At 46.0% G+C, this 17,164-nt stretch carries 18 protein-coding genes and 1 pseudogene; 11 read left to right on the top strand and 8 right to left on the bottom strand.

Annotated features, from left to right (window positions below; all coding sequences use genetic code 11):
• Positions 1-156: 156 nt before the first annotated feature.
• The 6 genes from dnaB to arfB all read right to left on the bottom strand — a co-directional run bounded on the left by dnaB (position 157) and on the right by arfB (position 3,737).
• Positions 157-1,545 carry a replicative DNA helicase gene (dnaB, locus tag RBH92_RS04440; protein WP_307933441.1) on the bottom strand — a complete coding sequence of 463 codons (1,389 nt, stop codon included), beginning with the start codon at positions 1,543-1,545 and terminating at the stop codon, positions 157-159.
• A 114-nt stretch (positions 1,546-1,659) separates the two neighbouring features.
• The gene (rplI, locus tag RBH92_RS04435) at positions 1,660-2,115 is read right to left on the bottom strand and encodes a 50S ribosomal protein L9 (protein ID WP_307933440.1); all 456 of its coding nucleotides are present in this window, start codon (positions 2,113-2,115) and stop codon (positions 1,660-1,662) included.
• A 12-nt stretch (positions 2,116-2,127) separates the two neighbouring features.
• Positions 2,128-2,409, bottom strand: coding sequence for a 30S ribosomal protein S18 (gene rpsR / locus RBH92_RS04430; protein WP_292923998.1), 282 nt, complete (start codon positions 2,407-2,409; stop codon positions 2,128-2,130).
• Between the two features lie 23 nt (positions 2,410-2,432).
• Complete coding sequence (priB, locus tag RBH92_RS04425; protein WP_307933439.1) at positions 2,433-2,678, bottom strand: primosomal replication protein N; 246 nt, start codon at positions 2,676-2,678, stop codon at positions 2,433-2,435.
• Between the two features lie 63 nt (positions 2,679-2,741).
• Positions 2,742-3,155, bottom strand: coding sequence for a 30S ribosomal protein S6 (rpsF, locus tag RBH92_RS04420; protein WP_307933438.1), 414 nt, complete (start codon positions 3,153-3,155; stop codon positions 2,742-2,744).
• A gap of 198 nt (positions 3,156-3,353) precedes the next feature.
• Positions 3,354-3,737 (bottom strand): alternative ribosome rescue aminoacyl-tRNA hydrolase ArfB, encoded by a 384-nt coding sequence (gene arfB, locus RBH92_RS04415; RefSeq protein WP_307933437.1) that lies wholly within the window; start codon positions 3,735-3,737, stop codon positions 3,354-3,356.
• Positions 3,738-3,910: 173 nt separating this feature from the next.
• Here arfB and RBH92_RS04410 point away from each other — a divergent pair, with 173 nt between their 5' ends.
• The 3 genes from RBH92_RS04410 to RBH92_RS04400 all read left to right on the top strand — a co-directional run bounded on the left by RBH92_RS04410 (position 3,911) and on the right by RBH92_RS04400 (position 7,684).
• Entirely contained in the window at positions 3,911-5,182 is a 1,272-nt protein-coding gene (locus RBH92_RS04410) for a flavin-containing monooxygenase (protein WP_307933436.1), read from the top strand.
• A gap of 203 nt (positions 5,183-5,385) precedes the next feature.
• On the top strand, positions 5,386-6,765 hold the full coding sequence (locus RBH92_RS04405) for an L-serine ammonia-lyase (RefSeq protein WP_307933435.1): 1,380 nt from the start codon (positions 5,386-5,388) through the stop codon (positions 6,763-6,765).
• 460 nt (positions 6,766-7,225) lie between these two features.
• A complete protein-coding gene (locus RBH92_RS04400) occupies positions 7,226-7,684 on the top strand; it encodes a hypothetical protein (protein WP_307933434.1) in 459 nt (152 codons plus the stop codon).
• Positions 7,685-7,762: 78 nt separating this feature from the next.
• On the opposite strand, the gene RBH92_RS04395 is transcribed toward RBH92_RS04400, so the two are convergent.
• Positions 7,763-8,245, bottom strand: coding sequence for a hotdog fold thioesterase (locus RBH92_RS04395; RefSeq protein ID WP_292923984.1), 483 nt, complete (start codon positions 8,243-8,245; stop codon positions 7,763-7,765).
• Positions 8,246-8,631: 386 nt separating this feature from the next.
• Between RBH92_RS04395 and cheY the strand changes: the two genes are divergently transcribed.
• Positions 8,632-9,039, top strand: coding sequence for a chemotaxis response regulator CheY (gene cheY, locus RBH92_RS04390; protein WP_307933433.1), 408 nt, complete (start codon positions 8,632-8,634; stop codon positions 9,037-9,039).
• Between the two features lie 33 nt (positions 9,040-9,072).
• Positions 9,073-9,828 (top strand): protein phosphatase CheZ, encoded by a 756-nt coding sequence (gene cheZ, locus RBH92_RS04385; protein WP_307933432.1) that lies wholly within the window; start codon positions 9,073-9,075, stop codon positions 9,826-9,828.
• A 176-nt stretch (positions 9,829-10,004) separates the two neighbouring features.
• Here cheZ and RBH92_RS04380 read toward each other — a convergent pair.
• Positions 10,005-10,136: pseudogene (locus tag RBH92_RS04380) on the bottom strand (IS3 family transposase); the annotation flags it as partial.
• A 176-nt stretch (positions 10,137-10,312) separates the two neighbouring features.
• Between RBH92_RS04380 and RBH92_RS04375 the strand changes: the two are divergent.
• The 6 genes from RBH92_RS04375 to RBH92_RS04350 all read left to right on the top strand — a co-directional run bounded on the left by RBH92_RS04375 (position 10,313) and on the right by RBH92_RS04350 (position 16,744).
• Positions 10,313-11,623, top strand: coding sequence for an OprO/OprP family phosphate-selective porin (locus RBH92_RS04375; protein ID WP_307933431.1), 1,311 nt, complete (start codon positions 10,313-10,315; stop codon positions 11,621-11,623).
• A gap of 110 nt (positions 11,624-11,733) precedes the next feature.
• Positions 11,734-12,933, top strand: a complete 1,200-nt coding sequence (locus RBH92_RS04370) for an ABC transporter permease (protein WP_307933430.1) — start codon at positions 11,734-11,736, stop codon at positions 12,931-12,933.
• A 238-nt stretch (positions 12,934-13,171) separates the two neighbouring features.
• Positions 13,172-14,419 carry a hypothetical protein gene (locus tag RBH92_RS04365; protein ID WP_307933429.1) on the top strand — a complete coding sequence of 416 codons (1,248 nt, stop codon included), beginning with the start codon at positions 13,172-13,174 and terminating at the stop codon, positions 14,417-14,419.
• Positions 14,416-14,850: a type 2 periplasmic-binding domain-containing protein gene (locus RBH92_RS04360; protein ID WP_307933428.1), complete on the top strand. Its 435-nt coding sequence runs from the start codon at positions 14,416-14,418 to the stop codon at positions 14,848-14,850. The genes RBH92_RS04365 and RBH92_RS04360 overlap by 4 nt, the downstream gene beginning before the upstream one ends.
• Positions 14,840-16,417 carry a sensor domain-containing diguanylate cyclase gene (locus RBH92_RS04355; RefSeq protein WP_307933427.1) on the top strand — a complete coding sequence of 526 codons (1,578 nt, stop codon included), beginning with the start codon at positions 14,840-14,842 and terminating at the stop codon, positions 16,415-16,417. Before RBH92_RS04360 ends, RBH92_RS04355 begins: the two co-directional genes overlap by 11 nt.
• Positions 16,418-16,534: 117 nt before the next feature.
• A complete protein-coding gene (locus RBH92_RS04350; RefSeq protein WP_307933426.1) occupies positions 16,535-16,744 on the top strand; it encodes a hypothetical protein in 210 nt (69 codons plus the stop codon).
• Positions 16,745-17,164 lie beyond the last annotated feature (420 nt).

Raw genomic sequence — 17,164 nt, 5'->3', positions numbered from 1 at the left:
GTTGCTATTTTTCACACAATCAGCAATTAATTGATTATAAACATAAGTTTCTCAATCAATTTGCAAAAAGATTATGACAAGCTCCTTGTAAATTTTTTGTGAGCACTCCCGGAAAAATTAAATCCGATCAAACCACAGTATTACTCCAGCAGAAGACTAGTAATATTCCGGTCTAGCATGATTTTCAAAACGCGTATACTCGCCCAGGAAAGTTAAATCCACTGTACCGATCGGCCCGTTCCGTTGTTTCCCGATGATGATCTCTGCAATACCTTTATCCGGAGAATCGGGGTTATAAACTTCATCCCGGTAGATAAAAAGGATCACATCGGCGTCCTGCTCGATGGCGCCGGACTCACGTAAATCAGACATAACCGGACGCTTGTTGGGGCGCTGCTCGAGGCTGCGATTCAATTGCGACAGCGCGATTACCGGCACTTTCAACTCCTTGGCCAATCCTTTCAATGCCCGTGAAATCTCAGAAATCTCAGTAGCCCGGTTTTCTCCTTGACTGGTGGAAGACATCAGTTGCAAATAATCGACCACAATCAATCCCAATTCGCCGTATTGCCGGTATAACCGCCTGGCCCGCGCCCGCAGTTCCAATGCATTGAGTGCAGCGGTCTCATCAATATAAAGCGGAGCTTCATTTAATTTTCCTAAAGCATGCGTCAATTTGGGCCAATCTTCATCGGCCAGCCGCCCCGTTCGCACTTTATGCTGATCAAGCTTGCCGACGGACCCCAACAACCGCATGGCCAGCTGAGTCCCGCCCATTTCCATACTGAACACCGCAACCGGTTTGTTTAATTCCAATGCGACATGCTCGGCAATGTTTAACGAAAAAGCGGTTTTACCCATCGAAGGACGGCCGGCGACAATAACCAGATCACCCGGCTGAAAACCGGATGTCTTTTGGTCAAGATCATGAAATCCGGATGCCACGCCGGTCACATTGCTTGGATTATCCTGGCTATATAACAACTCTATCCGTTCCACCACTTGTTTCAGCAGCGGTTGAATCCCGACAAACCCTTCTTTTCCGCGCGCACCTTCTTCGGCGATTTCAAACACCTTGGCTTCCGCTTCATCCAATAAATCGGCGGCAGTCCGCCCGGCCGGGCTGTACGCCGAATCGGTTATTTGCACGCCGATTTGCGCCAGATTACGCATAATGGAACGCTCACGGACAATTTCTGCATAGCGTTTGATATTCGCGGCGGATGGTGTGTTCTGCACCATTGTACCGATATAAGCGAGTCCGCCGACAGTCTGCAGCTCCGCGGATGTTTCCAGCGATTCCGCTACCGTTATCACATCCGCCGGTTTACTTTGCTCAATTAATTTACAAATGTGTTGATAAATCAACCGGTGATCGTAGCGGTAAAAATCTGCCTCGGTGATGATGTCAGCAACCTTTTCCCAAGCATCGTTATCCAGCATCAAGCCGCCGAGAACCGACTGTTCACTCTCTATCGAATGGGGAGGTGTTTTATAAGGATCCGTGAATTGATCCTGCAAGAAGCTGACCGGTGATTGCGCCATGGAAATTGACTATGCGATTGGTTGTTGTTCCATTCTATCATTAAGCTGCATCACAAATAAAAAAGGACTATAAAATAGCCCTTTTTTATTTAAATGTTATTTAAAAATAGATGCTTATATCGAAGCTTCTCCAAGTACAGAAACCGTAATAGTTGCGGTTACATCACTTTGCAACACAACGGTCAGTGGAAAGTCCCCAACTTGTTTTAATTGGCCATGCGGCATACGGATCATCGATCTTTCAATGGTAAAACCTAACCCAATCAGCGCTTCGGCAATATTCGCGTTGGATACGGAACCGAATAACTTTCCATCGCTTCCGGCTTTCTGGGTAATTTGTACCAATAATCCATCCAGTTTTGTAGCAATGGCTTTGGCAGCTTCAAGAGCGGCTGCTTGTTTTTTCTCCAGCTCCGCTCGTTTCAATTGAAACTCCGCAATCGCCTGCTCGGTCGCACGCTTCGCTTTTCCTTGTGGAATCAGATAATTACGGGCAAAACCGCTCTTAACATTAACAATGTCACCCAGTTGTCCCAGGTTCACGATCTTTTCCATCAAAATAATTTGCATTGTTATGACTCCTTAGTGGCGATCTGTGTAAGGCAATAATGCGAGAAAACGCGCCCGTTCAATCGCCGTGCTCAATTGGCGCTGATAAAAAGCTCGGGTTCCGGTAATACGTGCTGGAATAATTTTGCCATTCTCACTGATAAAATCTTTTAAAAGCTCAATGTCCTTATAGTCCACATGCTTAATACCCTCCGCAGTAAATCTGCAAAATTTCTTGCGCTTGAATAACGGACGATTTGCTTTTTTCTCTTTTTCTTTATCTTTACTATCTTTACGTCTGGTAAAACGCGTCATAATTGGTGATCCTTAGTATCTGATTAAATAAGTTCGATCTGGTTAGCATGCAAAACGAGCTGTTGGTTCATATGGCTTTTTCTATTCAAAAAACCGGTCAATTTCACCATACTATCTACCTGAAACTCGGCTACTCCCAGAGCCAGTTGATCCATTGCAATCGCGAAAATATCAAAAATTATTTGCCTCACTACCCCCGCTTCTGTTTGCCGAGATACATGACTAATGGTGAATTCGATTACGGCAATACCGGCTGGCGTATAACGCAAAACACCCAGCTTTATGAGTTTCCCACAAATAACTGTTTGATTACATTCCAATTGCAATTAAATCTATGCAGATGCGCTGGTTTCGTCAGGTATATCTTCAGTCTCCAACTCATCAATCGTTGATTCTGGAGCATCCACGCCAGCCGGGCTTGACCTTTCTTCCTGTCGCATCATTGGAGACGGTTCCGTAACCGGTCCGTCGGTACGAATGGTTAAATGTCTGAGAATGGCATCACTGAATTTGAACGCATGATCCAAGTCATCCAGTGTCTCTTGATCACATTCTATATTCATTAAAACATAATGTGCTTTGTGAACCTTCTGGATCAGGTAAGCAAGCTGACGGCGCCCCCAATCTTCAACGCGATGAATTTTACCATCTCTTGCGGTAACAATACCGCGATAGCGTTCGATCATAGCGGGTACTTGTTCACTCTGATCAGGATGAACAATAAAAACGATTTCGTAATGTCGCATATTTTCCTTATGGGTAAAGTCTCCCGCTCATGGCAGTAAGACAAGGTTAGAAAAGGCGATTTTACTAAACCAGCGGTACAATTTCAATTAAAAATCAATTCATCAGCTCGAACGATTGTTTTTCCTCAAAAGAACCAGACCGCAAGGCAAGTTTCCATACCGGAATATCACACCAATAATAAATTTCAACTGCGGATATCATTCGTCCGAAATTTTTGCACGCAACGATTTTTTTCGGCCATGCAATACTTTTTCTTCCAGCCGCTTGACCTTTGAAGCGGAAGTGGGCCGAGTGGGTTTTCGCGGCTTGATTTCCGTGATAACACAATTGATCAGCATTTGCAGCCGCGCCAGCGCATCGGCTTTATTTTTGATCTGACTGCGAAAACGTTGTGCCTTGATAATTACAATACCATCACTGGAAATTCTACGATCCTTTAAACCCAATAACCTTTCTTTATACTGCTCTGGCAATGAAGAAGCTTTGATATCGAAACGCAAATGAATTGCGGTCGATACTTTGTTGACATTCTGTCCGCCGGAACCTTGTGAACGCACTGCCTGTATTCCGATTTCAGTCAACGGGATGACTATGCCTTTAGCTAAGATGAGTTCCGTTCCGCACATACACAATATTATTAGTCACCTAACCTAACCGGTAATAAATGGGTTAAGGCCGCAGTTGATTGATAGCGGCCATGGTAGGATAAAATAGCGCTTTCGTGATAACCCGATACCCCTGTATCCCAAACAAAATGCGCATTGCAATCATTGGCGCCGGTTGCTCCGGACTCACCGCCATCAAACATCTCATAGAAGCGGGAATAGAAGATGTTATTTGTTATGAAAAAACCGATCAGATCGGCGGGAATTGGGTATACACAGCAACACCCAGTCATAGCAGTATCTCCATTACTACCCATACGATTTCCAGTAAGCCGATGTCGCAGTTTAGCGATTTCCCAATGCCGCCGGATTACCCCGATTACCCCAGCCACCAACAAATACTCGCCTACTTTCAGGCTTACGCACAACATTTTCAATTGGAGCAGTATATCCGCTTCCAAATTGCTGTTTTGCAAGTGCACAAAATCCAAAACGAACGATGGCGTTTGACCTTAAGCGATGGCACACAACCCGAGTTCGATTTTCTCTTGGTTGCAAATGGGCATCTATCGAATCCTCGCCACCCTGACTGGAAAAAAAATTTCTCAGGAAAATACCTGCATTCGCATGATTTCAAGAGCAATCATGGATTCGAAAATCAGCGTGTACTCGTTGTCGGAGCCGGAAACTCCGGTTGTGATTGCGCGATCGAAGCAAGCCGGAATGCAGCTTCTGTTGATATGAGCCTGCGTTCACCGCAGTATGTTATACCTAAACTTATCATGGGAAAACCCACCGACACTTTTGCTGCCGCTATGCGCTGGCTCCCGCGGCACATGCAAAGCTGGTTGCAAAGGCTCACTTTGCGCATTCAAATTGGACGATACCGTGATTATGGGCTACCCGAACCTGATTTTTCACCGACCCAAGCGCATCCAACCGTGAATTCGGAAATATTCGACAGAATACGGCATGGCAAGATCCATCCGCGCCCCGGGATTGAAAGTGTTACCGGAAAAACAATCCGCTTTACCGATGGATCGATTGCAGAATACGATGCCGTCATAGCCGCTACCGGTTATATCACCAGTTTTCCCTTTTTTGATCGCGATTTCTTAAATTGGGAAAACACCGCCCACATCCCGCTCTATTTGCGTATTTTTCACCCGGATCATCCCAGTCTGTTTTTTATCGGTTTAATACAACCGCAAGGCTGTATCTGGACATTGGCGGAAGCGCAATCACGCCTCGTATCGCAATTTCTGACCGGCAGAGTCTGTCTGCCTGACAATTGGCAAAAACTTGCGGTTACAGAAGGAAAATACTGGGCACAACAATTCCTGGCCCGCCCCCGCCATTCGCTCGAAGTTCATTACTATCCTTATCTCATGCAAATTCAGCGATTGCGTACACAAAAATGAAGCGCATGACTGAAAAAACCCATAACTACCCAATTTTGCAAATTAGAATAAACAATCCAGGAGCCCATATGACAAACCAAATAAATGTTGAGTCGGCCTAAGACATATTGCATACTAGCTGCGCTTCAATTTTCAAAAAATACACTCGACATCGCATACATTCTGATCTTTTCACTTGAATTCATTTTTTCACAGGCAATACAATGTTCATTAGCGTTCTTGATCTTTTCAAAATCGGTATTGGTCCGTCCAGCTCACATACCATGGGACCAATGGTTGCAGCCAATGATTTTCGTAACCGGGTTTCGGCATTCATCACCAGCAATCCTGTCCCGTCTTTTTTACAGGTACGTTGCACGTTGCGCGGTTCATTGGCTTTCACCGGAAAAGGCCATGCCACCGATCGTGCCGTAACATTGGGGATGAACGGACATACACCGCGAGGGCTGGCTACGGAAAACGTTAATGAACTGTTTGAAAAATTGTGGCGGCAAACTTCGTTTCAAGTTGATCATTCGGTTACCGTCCATTTTTCACCGCCCGAAGACATAATTTTTGATAAAGGCGAACCGTTGCCGGAGCATCCCAATGGGATGATCTTCCAGTTACTGGATGACACTGGACGAACGCTTCTAACCGAAACTTATTTTTCGATTGGCGGCGGCTTTATCACAACGATCGCGGAAATCGGACAAATTGTCGCGCCGATCAAAATGGAAGTAACCCGCTCTTGTGGCTTTCCATTTGATTCAGCTAACCAGATGATGAAAATGTCAGCCGACAGCGGCTTGACGATTGCGGCAATGAAACGCAGCAACGAGCTTGAGCGTATCAGCGAACAAGCGCTGAATGCCGGACTTGATGCGATTTGGAACGCCATGCGCACTTGCCTGGAAAAAGGCTTGACGGCGGAAGGCCAGCTTCCGGGCGGCTTGAAAATCAAGCGGCGTGCGCATGCCTTATACCAGCAACTGCAAGATAATCCGCAGAAAGCTACGCTCAATGATTGGTTGTGCGCTTACGCAATGGCCGTCAACGAGGAAAACGCCGCCGGTCACTTGGTTGTCACCGCACCAACCAACGGCGCTGCCGGGGTGATACCGGCAGTCATCTATTACGCGGTTAAGCACGAAGGTGCAACACTGGAACAAGTCCGTGACTTTCTGCTGGTTGCCGGTGCAATCGGTGGTTTAATCAAGCACAACAGCTCGATTTCCGGCGCCGAAGTCGGCTGTCAAGGTGAAGTCGGTTCGGCGTCATCAATGGCTGCAGCAGGCTTATGCGCCATACAAGGCGGCTCCACCACTCAAATTGAGAATGCCGCCGAAATCGCATTGGAACATCATTTAGGCATGACCTGCGATCCGGTTGGCGGCTTGGTACAAGTCCCATGCATCGAGCGCAACGGCTTCGGCGCTATCAAGGCTTATACTGCGGCATCACTGGCAATTCGCGGCGATGGACAGCATTTTATGTCGCTGGATAATTGTATCGCGGCGATGAAACAAACCGGACTGGAAATGTCGGTAAAATACAAAGAAACATCGTTGGGCGGTCTCGCGGTCAGCATTACCGAATGCTAACAATTTTCATCAATGGATAGCCGCATTGTCAACACAAGATCAATCTGAATTCCTGCATACGTCATCCCCGATATCACACTACGTATCAATCCCGCCCGACCATGACTCACATACCCTCATAGCGTTTCAAATGACAAGCTTTGCCATACCAAACTTGAGCTAGGGAGAGTTAAAAAAACGCCCGTAAGGGCGTTGATCGATTAACATAGGAAGATACGACGTCAGTCTAACACGATAATTGTGAAGGATTTGTGATTGCAAATGGACAATTTCGATTAACAATCGGCCGACATTCAAGCTATTCAAAGGTCAGAAGGACTCGATTAATATCCGATCGACTACAATCTGCTGCCTAATTTTACTCAGTACATTTTTATTGATCTGTGTATCATAGATCAGTGTTTGCAGGTGTCGATAAAATCGTTTACTTGAAAATCTTATCAAACAAAAAGGAATACTTATGGGCGCTATTTTCTTTTACATTTTTATTTATTTTCTTGGGTACTATGGTTCGAATGTATTGAACATGCTGACGGTGCGTCCGATCGTAACCAATCGGTTCATAGCTGCATTGCTGCCGGTTTACGGGGTTGCTTTTATGCATGCCTATATGATCGTCACCAAACCGCTGCCGCCAGGCAGAGATGTTACGGTCGAATTCGCGCTTTTTGAATTTGTCGCATTACCCGTCGTGCTTGTGACTGTAGGCTCGATTTACTTCATGTGGAACAACAAAGGAAATCAGGATGATCGTGCAGCCACAACTCCGGCACATGCTGATATTGAACGCGTAACAACTGAATCTTCCACGACTAACGATCAACAAACGGATGCTCATGCTGAAGTCGTCGCGAATTCCGAAGAAAAACAACACAACGGTAAAGTAGATCGCGATATAAGCAGTAGCGGCAAAAGCTAATGATTCGATTGATTGATCAATCAATTCCCACAAGCCCGTTTTTACACGGGCTTTTTTCTAAAAGAACTTTACAGCTTTTTACTTGTGCGCCGCCCTATCAACGATCACATGCTCTTTTTGAGCGCTTAACGTTCCTTGATCAATGATCGCCAATGTCAACCGCGAAATCGCCACGCGCTTCCCGGTAGCTTCTTCCAGTATATCTGTCTGCCAGACTTGAGTACGCCGGCCGGTATGTAGCGGCGTGCAAATACCTATGACATGACCCTGAGTTACTGCACGAATATGATTGATATTCAATTCCAAACCAACCGCTCGATATTTTTCAGGATCAATCGTCATCCAACCCGAGACACTGCCCAATGTTTCAGATAAAACACAGCTTGCACCACCATGCAAAATACCAAAAGGCTGCGTTGTCCGCTTATCTACCGGCATTCTTCCTTTCAAGAAATCGGAGCCAAGCTCAATAAAACGGATACCGATATGCTCACCCATATTAGCATTCCGCAAACCTTCCAAATAATCAACGGAATATTCTTTAAACCAAATACTGCCCATAGTGTTTTTTCCTTAAATATCCACTTATTTCGAAAGAAATTTTTAATTTTATAACTATTTCACAACACTATGGAATATCAAAACGAGTCGAACGCAAATAAACCCAGATTACTGACCAATTTCGCAAATTATAGAATCGCACACAACGAAGCTACTCAAGATTAAATTCTTGAAAAAATAATACGATAGTTTCAATTAACCCGTAAACAGCAATCATCAAACTCAGATAATTAATTTTGAGATTATTTCTAAACTTTCAAAGCTGATTGTCGTAAAAACAGCGGTAAAGTTAACAGCATACGATTACATCTAAACAGTTAAACGATTGTGCGTGGAAGAGATTGCACTAAAACAAAGATAATTTAGTTAAATTACGGAGAAATAGAATGCCTGACAAAAATTTAAAATTCTTAGTTGTGGATGATTTTTCTACAATGCGTAGAATTGTTCGCAACCTTCTAAAAGAACTTGGTTTTGTCAATGTTGATGAGGCTGAAGATGGCGCAGTCGCATTACGGAAATTACAAGATGGCAATTTTGATTTTATTGTCTCTGATTGGAATATGCCAAACATGGATGGTTTAACAATGCTCCAAAATGTACGCGCCAACGAAGCGCTAAAGAAGATCCCTGTACTCATGGTCACTGCTGAGGCCAAAAAAGAAAATATCATCGCTGCTGCGCAAGCAGGGGCAAGTGGTTATATCGTAAAACCTTTTACAGCTGCAGTTCTCGAAGAGAAGCTGAATAAAATATTCCAGAATATGGAAGCCAAAGTTTCTGCAAAAGCTTAATTTTTACGTTCAAAACAAACTACCGAGCCAAAAATGAATACAAAATCCCAAATTGAAGAAAAAATCGATGATGTTGCTAAAGCAACCGCCAAACCAAAATCAAGAAAAACTATCCGGCTAGCGGATCTGCCGCCTTCACAAACTGATAAAGATCATGAAGAAAACCAAACGGCAACAACTGATAAAAAGGTCATTGATCAGATTGGGCAAATGACCAGGAATCTGCATGACAGTTTACGTGAATTGGGTTATGACAAGCGTCTCGAGGCGATCGCCAATGAAGTTCCCGAAGCCCAGGACAAATTAACGTATATTGCAAGCAAAACCGAGCAAGCAGCCGAACGCACACTCGGTGCTACTGAAATAGCAATGCCGATACAAGAAAAACTTTCAGCCAATGCGATTCATTTATCTACACAGTGGAAACAAGCGTTAGAAACACAACAAAATAACCCTGATACGGAGAAATTTAAAACTCTTCTAATCGACACACTCCAGTTCCTGGATAACATTCCGGAACAAACCAATGCAACTAATGCTCAATTGCTTGAAATTATGATGGCGCAAGACTTTCAAGACTTGACTGGCCAAGTCATTAAAAAAGTTACCCATATGGTACAAAGCTTAGAAAAAGATCTGATCGATCTGTTGCTTGCAAATGTTCCAAACAAAATTTCACCAACTGATGAAGGCCTTCTGAATGGTCCTGTAACAAATCCTGAGAAAAGAAATGATATTGTTTCTAGTCAGGATCAAGTTGATGACTTGCTTGCGAGCCTTGGCTTTTAGTCGAGGTCTCGATTTTAAAAATGATCAACTTCTACGATCCCAGGCTGGCACACCTTAACCGTCAGCCTAGGATCAACTCCGAATAAAACTAAATGGTTCGAACAACTGAACCTTCATCTCTCAAGAAACAAATTCATTGAATCGCCCCGGTTTTACCGGAGACTATTTGCCTTGAGTCAAACCGCATCGGCTGACTCCCTTAATTGGCGATAATATGCCATTTCAAATTCTGCCGATGGGATATTTCCGATCGGCTCCAATAATCGGCGATTGTTGAACCAATCCACCCATTCCAAGGTAGCAAATTCCCCGATCCGCCTCCGCTCTTCTTACCCGTGTCCGCAACGTTTCCGCTGTGCAGCCAATCTTCGACGCAATTGATTCTTCATCTTCTCTTATCTCCGGAAAGTCCAGGGTGATTCAAAACGCAGTTTTTGCCCATTGATATATAATCATTCGCATTTCACTTACGTGCAGGTACCGCGTGCCAGTATCCCGAAGCCTGAAAATATCACTCAAATTTTTAAGCCTGATGGCATTGACCCATATCGGCATTGCCAATAGTCAAGCGGTTAATTTCAGCTATAAAAACGGCCCCCGGATCAAATCCGGTGACGGTAATTTTGAACTGGGGCTAAATGGCCGAGGTCACTTTGATGCGCATTGGTTGTATCCGGATCAGGAGAATCCCGATTACCCGGCGTTTGGCAGCCAGTTGCTGCACGGCGATGCCCGCGAAGGTTTCAATTGGCGGAGAACCTATGCCACGGTCACCGGAAAAATTCATCGCGTCAATTTCAAGTTCGAGAACGATTTCGCTATCAATGCCACGACCGCATTTCCGCATAGCCTGCGAGAGGCATGGGTGGCCACTCAATTAGGCCCGGGGCAGCTCACCATCGGTCAATTCAAACCATACCGGGGATTGGAGGAAATCACCAGCTCCAACGATATCACTTTGATGGAACGTCCGTCGACATCATCGACCGGCATATATGGCGGCCGCCAGTTCCTGACCGGTATCGGTTACCGCGCATTGATCCGGGACAATCTGGGATTCGGATTCTATGTCATGAGCTTGTCGCATTTCGGTTTGCCGGTAGAAGGCGCCAGCTATGGCGGACGGATGGTTTGGCTGCCGCTTGATCGAGAAGGACAGCTTTTTCACTTGGGACTTTCGATCAGCCGCGACACCGCCAACCGGGATTCGCTATCGGCCAGAGTCACCGATGTTTACGGCGGACGGCAAGGCATCAGCCAATCCTTGGGCATGGCCGGCGCCAGTTCCGGCGCGCCGGACCATAACAGTCAATCGACATTCGCCGCCGAAGCTGCGTATGCGGCCGGCCCATGGACATTACAAGGTGAATACGCCATTGCCCGACTCGACAATACTCACTTGGCAAACGGTCATCCGCATGATTCTACGATTCAGGCATTCTATGCGCAGGCCAGTTGGTTTCTCACTGGCGAAACCGCGGTCTATCGAAAAGACCGCGGCGCTTTCGGCAAGCCGCAACCGATTAGCAAATGGGGAGCATTGGAGTTAGCGGGACGCTATGACCTCGCGGAAAATTTTTCACAAAACCTCAACAATAATCCTTGCAGAACCGGAACTTCCAGATGCCAGGTGCAAATTATTACGCTGGGAGTCAATTGGTATCCGTATTCCAATGTCCGCCTGATGCTGAATTATTACGTCACCGAGGCAATGCTCGGTCATACGGGTCATGGCACACCGGCGCGCGCTGATCATTTTTCGGTGTTATCTTTCCGCACCCAAATCAGTTTTTAATTCCTGCTGCAGGTTAGAATGCAAAATTCAGTTTCGCCTGTTTTTGCCGAGTACAATAAACCAGCGCTGAATAAGCCATAATAATTTTTAAGCGCTATGCTAATCAAGCAATGAACATCCCCGATACCTTTCAGTTTGCTTTCCGTTCACTGACGGCACACCGCTTACGCACCGTCTTATCGGCTTCCGGAATCGCCATCGGTATCGCTGCAGTTATTCTGTTAACGGCTATCGGCGACGGCATCCAGCGTTTTGTACTGGCGGAATTTACCCAATTCGGCACCAACATCGTCACCATCACGCCTGGAAAAATCAATACTCACGGCGGCTCCCTCGGCGCTATCGGCAGCGCACGGTTACTGACCATCGAAGATGCCATGACGCTGAAACAAAGCCGTTACGCGCAATTTACCAATGCCAGCGTGGTCGGTAATGCCGAAATCCGCGCACAGGGCCGTAGCCGCCGGGTCACCGCATACGGTCAAGGTCCGGATTTCGCCAAGGCGTTCAACATGCAAGTCGAAATCGGCCAATTCCTGCCGGACGACGATCCGCGCAATCCGCGTGCTTATGTGGTGCTTGGCGCGAAAGTCCGCACCGAATTGTTCGGTGGCGCGAATCCACTGGGCGCTTTGCTGCAAGTCGGGGGATCACGCTTCCGCGTCATCGGCGTGATGGCTTCCAAAGGGCAAGTGCTCAGTTTCGATCTGGACGACACGGTTTTCATACCGACCACCCGGGCGTTGGAAGTTTTTAACCGGCAGGGCGTCATGGAAATCCAGTTTTCTTATCTGCCCGATGCGCCGGTACAAGCGGTGGCCGATGACATCCGCCGCATTTTGATTGCCCGCCATGGCCGCGAAGACTTCACCGTCAAACCGCAACAGCAAATGCTGAATACATTATCGACCGTCCTGAGCGTTTTAAAATTCGCGGTCGCAGCCTTGGGCGGCATCTCCCTGATCGTGGGCGGTGTCGGCATGGTGACGCTGATGCATATCGCAGTTTCCGAAAGGATTTCCGAAATCGGCTTGCTCACGGCAATGGGCGCCACCCGTGCGCACATCCGCTGGCTGTTTCTGCTGGAATCGACCGCACTGTCGACACTGGGCGGAACAACGGGATTACTCATCGGTGCAGGTATTGCGTGGTTGCTTAAATTCCTGGTTAGCGGATTACCGGTGAACATTCCATGGAGTTTTGTATTGGGCGCGCTGGGTTTGTCGATGCTGATCGGATTGGCCGCTGGCGTGGTACCGGCGATGCGGGCAGCCAAATTAAATCCGGTCGATGCCTTGCGGACTGAGTGATTGTCTCACCTTCGGCAAGCGCTGAAATATCCGCTTTTGCAAATCCGCACGCTTCACAGATGAGTGATTATGAATTCGGTCGATCTGGAATCATTACTCCATAATAGATTTTTCCTCTAGCAAATAAGCGCCTGTTTTACCGTCTATTTCTATAAAACATTGATTATCATTTGTATTACTATCAGCACATACTCTCAAGCAGTTTTTTCCTAATGCTCATTCAGGTCTTGCAGGTGCGATGCAAAGGTTTATTTCCAATTCATTGATCGGCTTCACTTTGCTGTGCATTACCGGTGAACTGACCGCACAGGAATCAAAGGAACTCCGCTTCCGTTTAAGCGGGTTCGGCACCTTGGATGTAACGGCTGCCGGTACCAAACAAATCGGCTACCACAATGAATTCAGCCATGCTCCTCAATATGGCGGTGTTTCAATCTTTTCCGGCTCGGTCGGCGGCTTGCAACTGGATGCGGATCTGCTGCCCAAATTAAGCGCCACGGTTCAAGGCGTTGTCAAAGAAAGAAGCAAGCAAGACTTGTTCAATTTCCTCGATTGGGCTTTCTTGCGCTATCAAGTAACGCCGAATACCACCATCCGCGCCGGTCGCATGGGAATCGATCTGTTTATGCTTTCCGAGTACCGGAATGTCGGTTTCGCCTATCTTTGGGCGCGGCCGGTCCTGGAATTCTATATGCCGATTTCATTAAGCCATTTTGATGGATTCGACATTAAATATTCCCGCCGTATCGCACCCGGTTTTTTTGAAATCAAGGCCTACGGCGGTCAAACCGGCTCGGATATCACCGTCAGCAGAGGCGATTTGAGTTTAAGGGAGCGGCCTTTCTTCGGCGCTAACGCCTCTCTGGAAACCGATCACTGGAAGTTCCGCCTGACATTTGCATCCGCGGAAGTGCATGCCATTCGCAACCAGCCTTATCACCAGCTGCAAAACGCGCTCAACAATGTTCCTCCCGCATTTTGGCCGCAAGCGGCGGAAGTCGCTGATCATATATCCGCGGAAGGTAAGCAAAGCAGTTATTACTCGGCGGGCATCGCATATGACAAAAATGCTTGGGTGGTTCAATCCGAGTTTGCCTGGTTCGACTCGAAGTGGCCGAGCGTTAATTTAACCAATGGCTATCTGAGCGTTGGCCGCCGGTTTGGCCCGGTTACTTGGTACAGCATCGGTTCCTATGCCAAATCGCTGAATTCTCCGCTGAATATCCTCACCGATCCCGCTGCGCCGGCCAATATCGCAAGACTCCAGGACATAACCGAGACCGCATTTAACCGGACTCTGATTGATCAGAATACTTTCTCGTTGGGCGCGCGCTGGGATTTGAATCACCAGACCGCCCTGAAAGCGCAGTGGGACCATACCTGGATCAGAAAGAACGGCGGCGGTTTTTTGATTACCCAGGAGCCGCTGACGCAGGATACTTCCTTGGATACGTTCAGCGTCAATCTCAATTTCATTTTTAAATGATGAAATATTGGATTGCCATTTTCGTACTGCTGTTGCTGATATCCACTCAGGCCCAAGCGGATATCGTGGTTGTGGTGCATCCATCAAGCCGGCTGAAACATTTAACGCAACAGCAAGTCATTGATATCTATATGGGCCGTATTCATTCCGTCGACGATATCGATCCGGTCATTCCTTACGATCAACCGCAAGACTCGGAAATCCGGGAAAATTTTTACCAATTCTTGATGGGAAGACCGATTGCGTTCATTAATGCGTATTGGGCAAGGCTATTGTTCACCGGACGCGCTTCCCCGCCTAGGCAAGTTACTGATAATATGAGCATCATAGACATTGTTGAGAAAAATCCAAATGTCATTGGTTACATCGATGAAAGGAATCTGGATGATCGCGTCAGTGTTGTCTTTAGAGTCGTAACCCATGCGCAATAAACTCCATTTTCGTGTCTCCCGCATCGTGACATTGGGCGCCATTGCGTTCGCCCTCGTGGCTTCCGTTATCTCCTACGTCCGCACGCAATCTGATGAATTCGAATTGATGAGGAAAGCGCTTGAGCAGTTGTTTTCCACAGTTCAACGCAATGCGGAAATCGCTGCTTATCTGGACAGCAAGGACCTTGCCGAAGAAGTTGTCGATAGCCTATCCGGAAACGATATCGTTTCCGGTGTCATGCTATCCAGTATTAACGGCATGGTAATCACATCGTCGTGGGAAGATTCTGATGCGGGAGCATTACGCTTTCCGCTCTATACGCCTTTCCCCGCTTTTGAACAAATCGGTGAAGTGAAAATACAGATGAATGAAGCATTGCTGGATTCACGAGTGCTGAAATCGGCGTTTGAACAGATGCTCATTTTAATTATTCTGATCGCGGTCATTTCAATTTTAATTCTGGTATTGGTTTTACGGGTATTAACTTACCCCGTTCAATCAATCGCAGCGAATCTGCACCGCATCGCTCCCGGCGACGATAATAGCTTGCACTGTCCCAAAGGGCACGAGGAAGATGAAATCGGTAATCTGGTCAATGATATTAACAAGCTGCTTCAATCCGCGCGATATACAATCAAGCAAGAGCAATTTTTGCGAAACCGGGTGGAAAATCTGGAAAAACATTTTCGCTTGATTTTCGAACGCGCCAGCGCCGGCATCTTTCTGCTGGACCGGCATTTCCATCTCAATTCCATCAATCAAGCGTTTAAGGATATTGCCGGTATCGCAATGAAAGAACGGCGCGCGGATAAACTGAAAATTTATTTTCCGGATTTATTTTATGACGTAGCCGTCGTACGAAATTTATTGGAGGAAGTATTAAAAACCGGTAAGCAAGCAGCTTGCGATTTGCGCTTGGCCACATTAACAACCGGCGGAGAGCGTTGGTTGCACTGTTTATTTTCAATTGTCAAAAACGATGACGGCGATAGTCTGATCGAGGGTTTGGTGATTGATGTCACTGAGCGGACCTTCGAAATGGAGCGGATTCTGTTCGAATCGCAGCACGACGCGTTAACGCAGTTATTGAACCGGCGAGCCGGCGAGCAACGGTTGGATGAGATGATACGTAACGCCAACCGCTCCGGCAGTCAAATCTTGTTAATGCTAATCGATCTGGATGGCTTTAAAATCATTAACGACAGCTATGGTCACGAAGCCGGAGACAAAGTATTGGTTGAAGTATCACGACGCATGCAATCGATTATCCGTAAGGAAGATATCTTGATCCGTTTAGGAGGAGATGAATTTGTGATCGGATTTCCAATTAAAGACGGTGGTATTGATGAAAGTGAGCAAGTGGTCAATAAATTGCAGCAACAATTGACGACCGAGATTGTATTGGGCGACGGCCTGCCAGTTGCGATCGGCGCAAGCATCGGTATTGCCTTATTTCCTAGAGACGGCACCGATTTGGGTTCCTTGATGGCGCATGCGGATAACGCAATGTATCAAATGAAAAAGCAAAGAGAAAAACCTGTCAAAAAATTGCTATTATTACCTTAGAAATATAGATTGGAAACACAAATGTGATTTTTCTGTGAATTAAATGTGATTTTTCTGTGAAGAATATGCTATTATGCAACCTGCATTGTGATTCTTTATGAATATTAAAGAAACTATATGGCATCCAGCGATATGTATCTATTGATCATATTAGTTGCCAGTTTTGTTCTGGTTGCCAGTGTTGCGATGCCCAATACAAGCGTTGCTTTATCGGATCTGATCGTTATTCTCTACTTGAGCTACCTGATCAAAACTTTGTTTTTGGGACCGGTAAACTCGAAGGAGAAAAAAGCTTCCAAACAAGAAGAAGAATCTTCCGAGAAATGAGCATTACAGGATTTTGGAATGCTGCTTCAAAGAGCCATTATTCGGAATAATAGTAATCGAACAAATTTAATTTATAACCACTCAATCCAATCTGAGTTTTCAAGAATAAATAGTAAAACATTGTTTCTATAATACAATCTCATCTGCATCATGATTTACCCTTCGCTCAATCTAATACAATCACTTAGATAGTCTAAGCGAAAGTTGCGTATCGCCTAAGCAATAACCCTACCTAAATTAATACTTTCCCCAATATACAGCGGCTAACACGCAGCGCTACTATTTCATCGTCTTGCAATAGCATGATTCTCAAACTTCAAGGTTTTATTTACCGATTGATTTCATTAAATAAAATGAAATTAATTGATAAATAAAACTCCTGAAAAAGAAAGCGTACAAGGGTTAAATTTGTTCGGATTT

The organism is Nitrosomonas sp. sh817 (genome assembly GCF_030908545.1).
Classification (GTDB): domain Bacteria; phylum Pseudomonadota; class Gammaproteobacteria; order Burkholderiales; family Nitrosomonadaceae; genus Nitrosomonas.
Note: the sequence above shows the minus strand (reverse complement) of the source record. Positions and strands in the feature narration are given on the sequence as shown.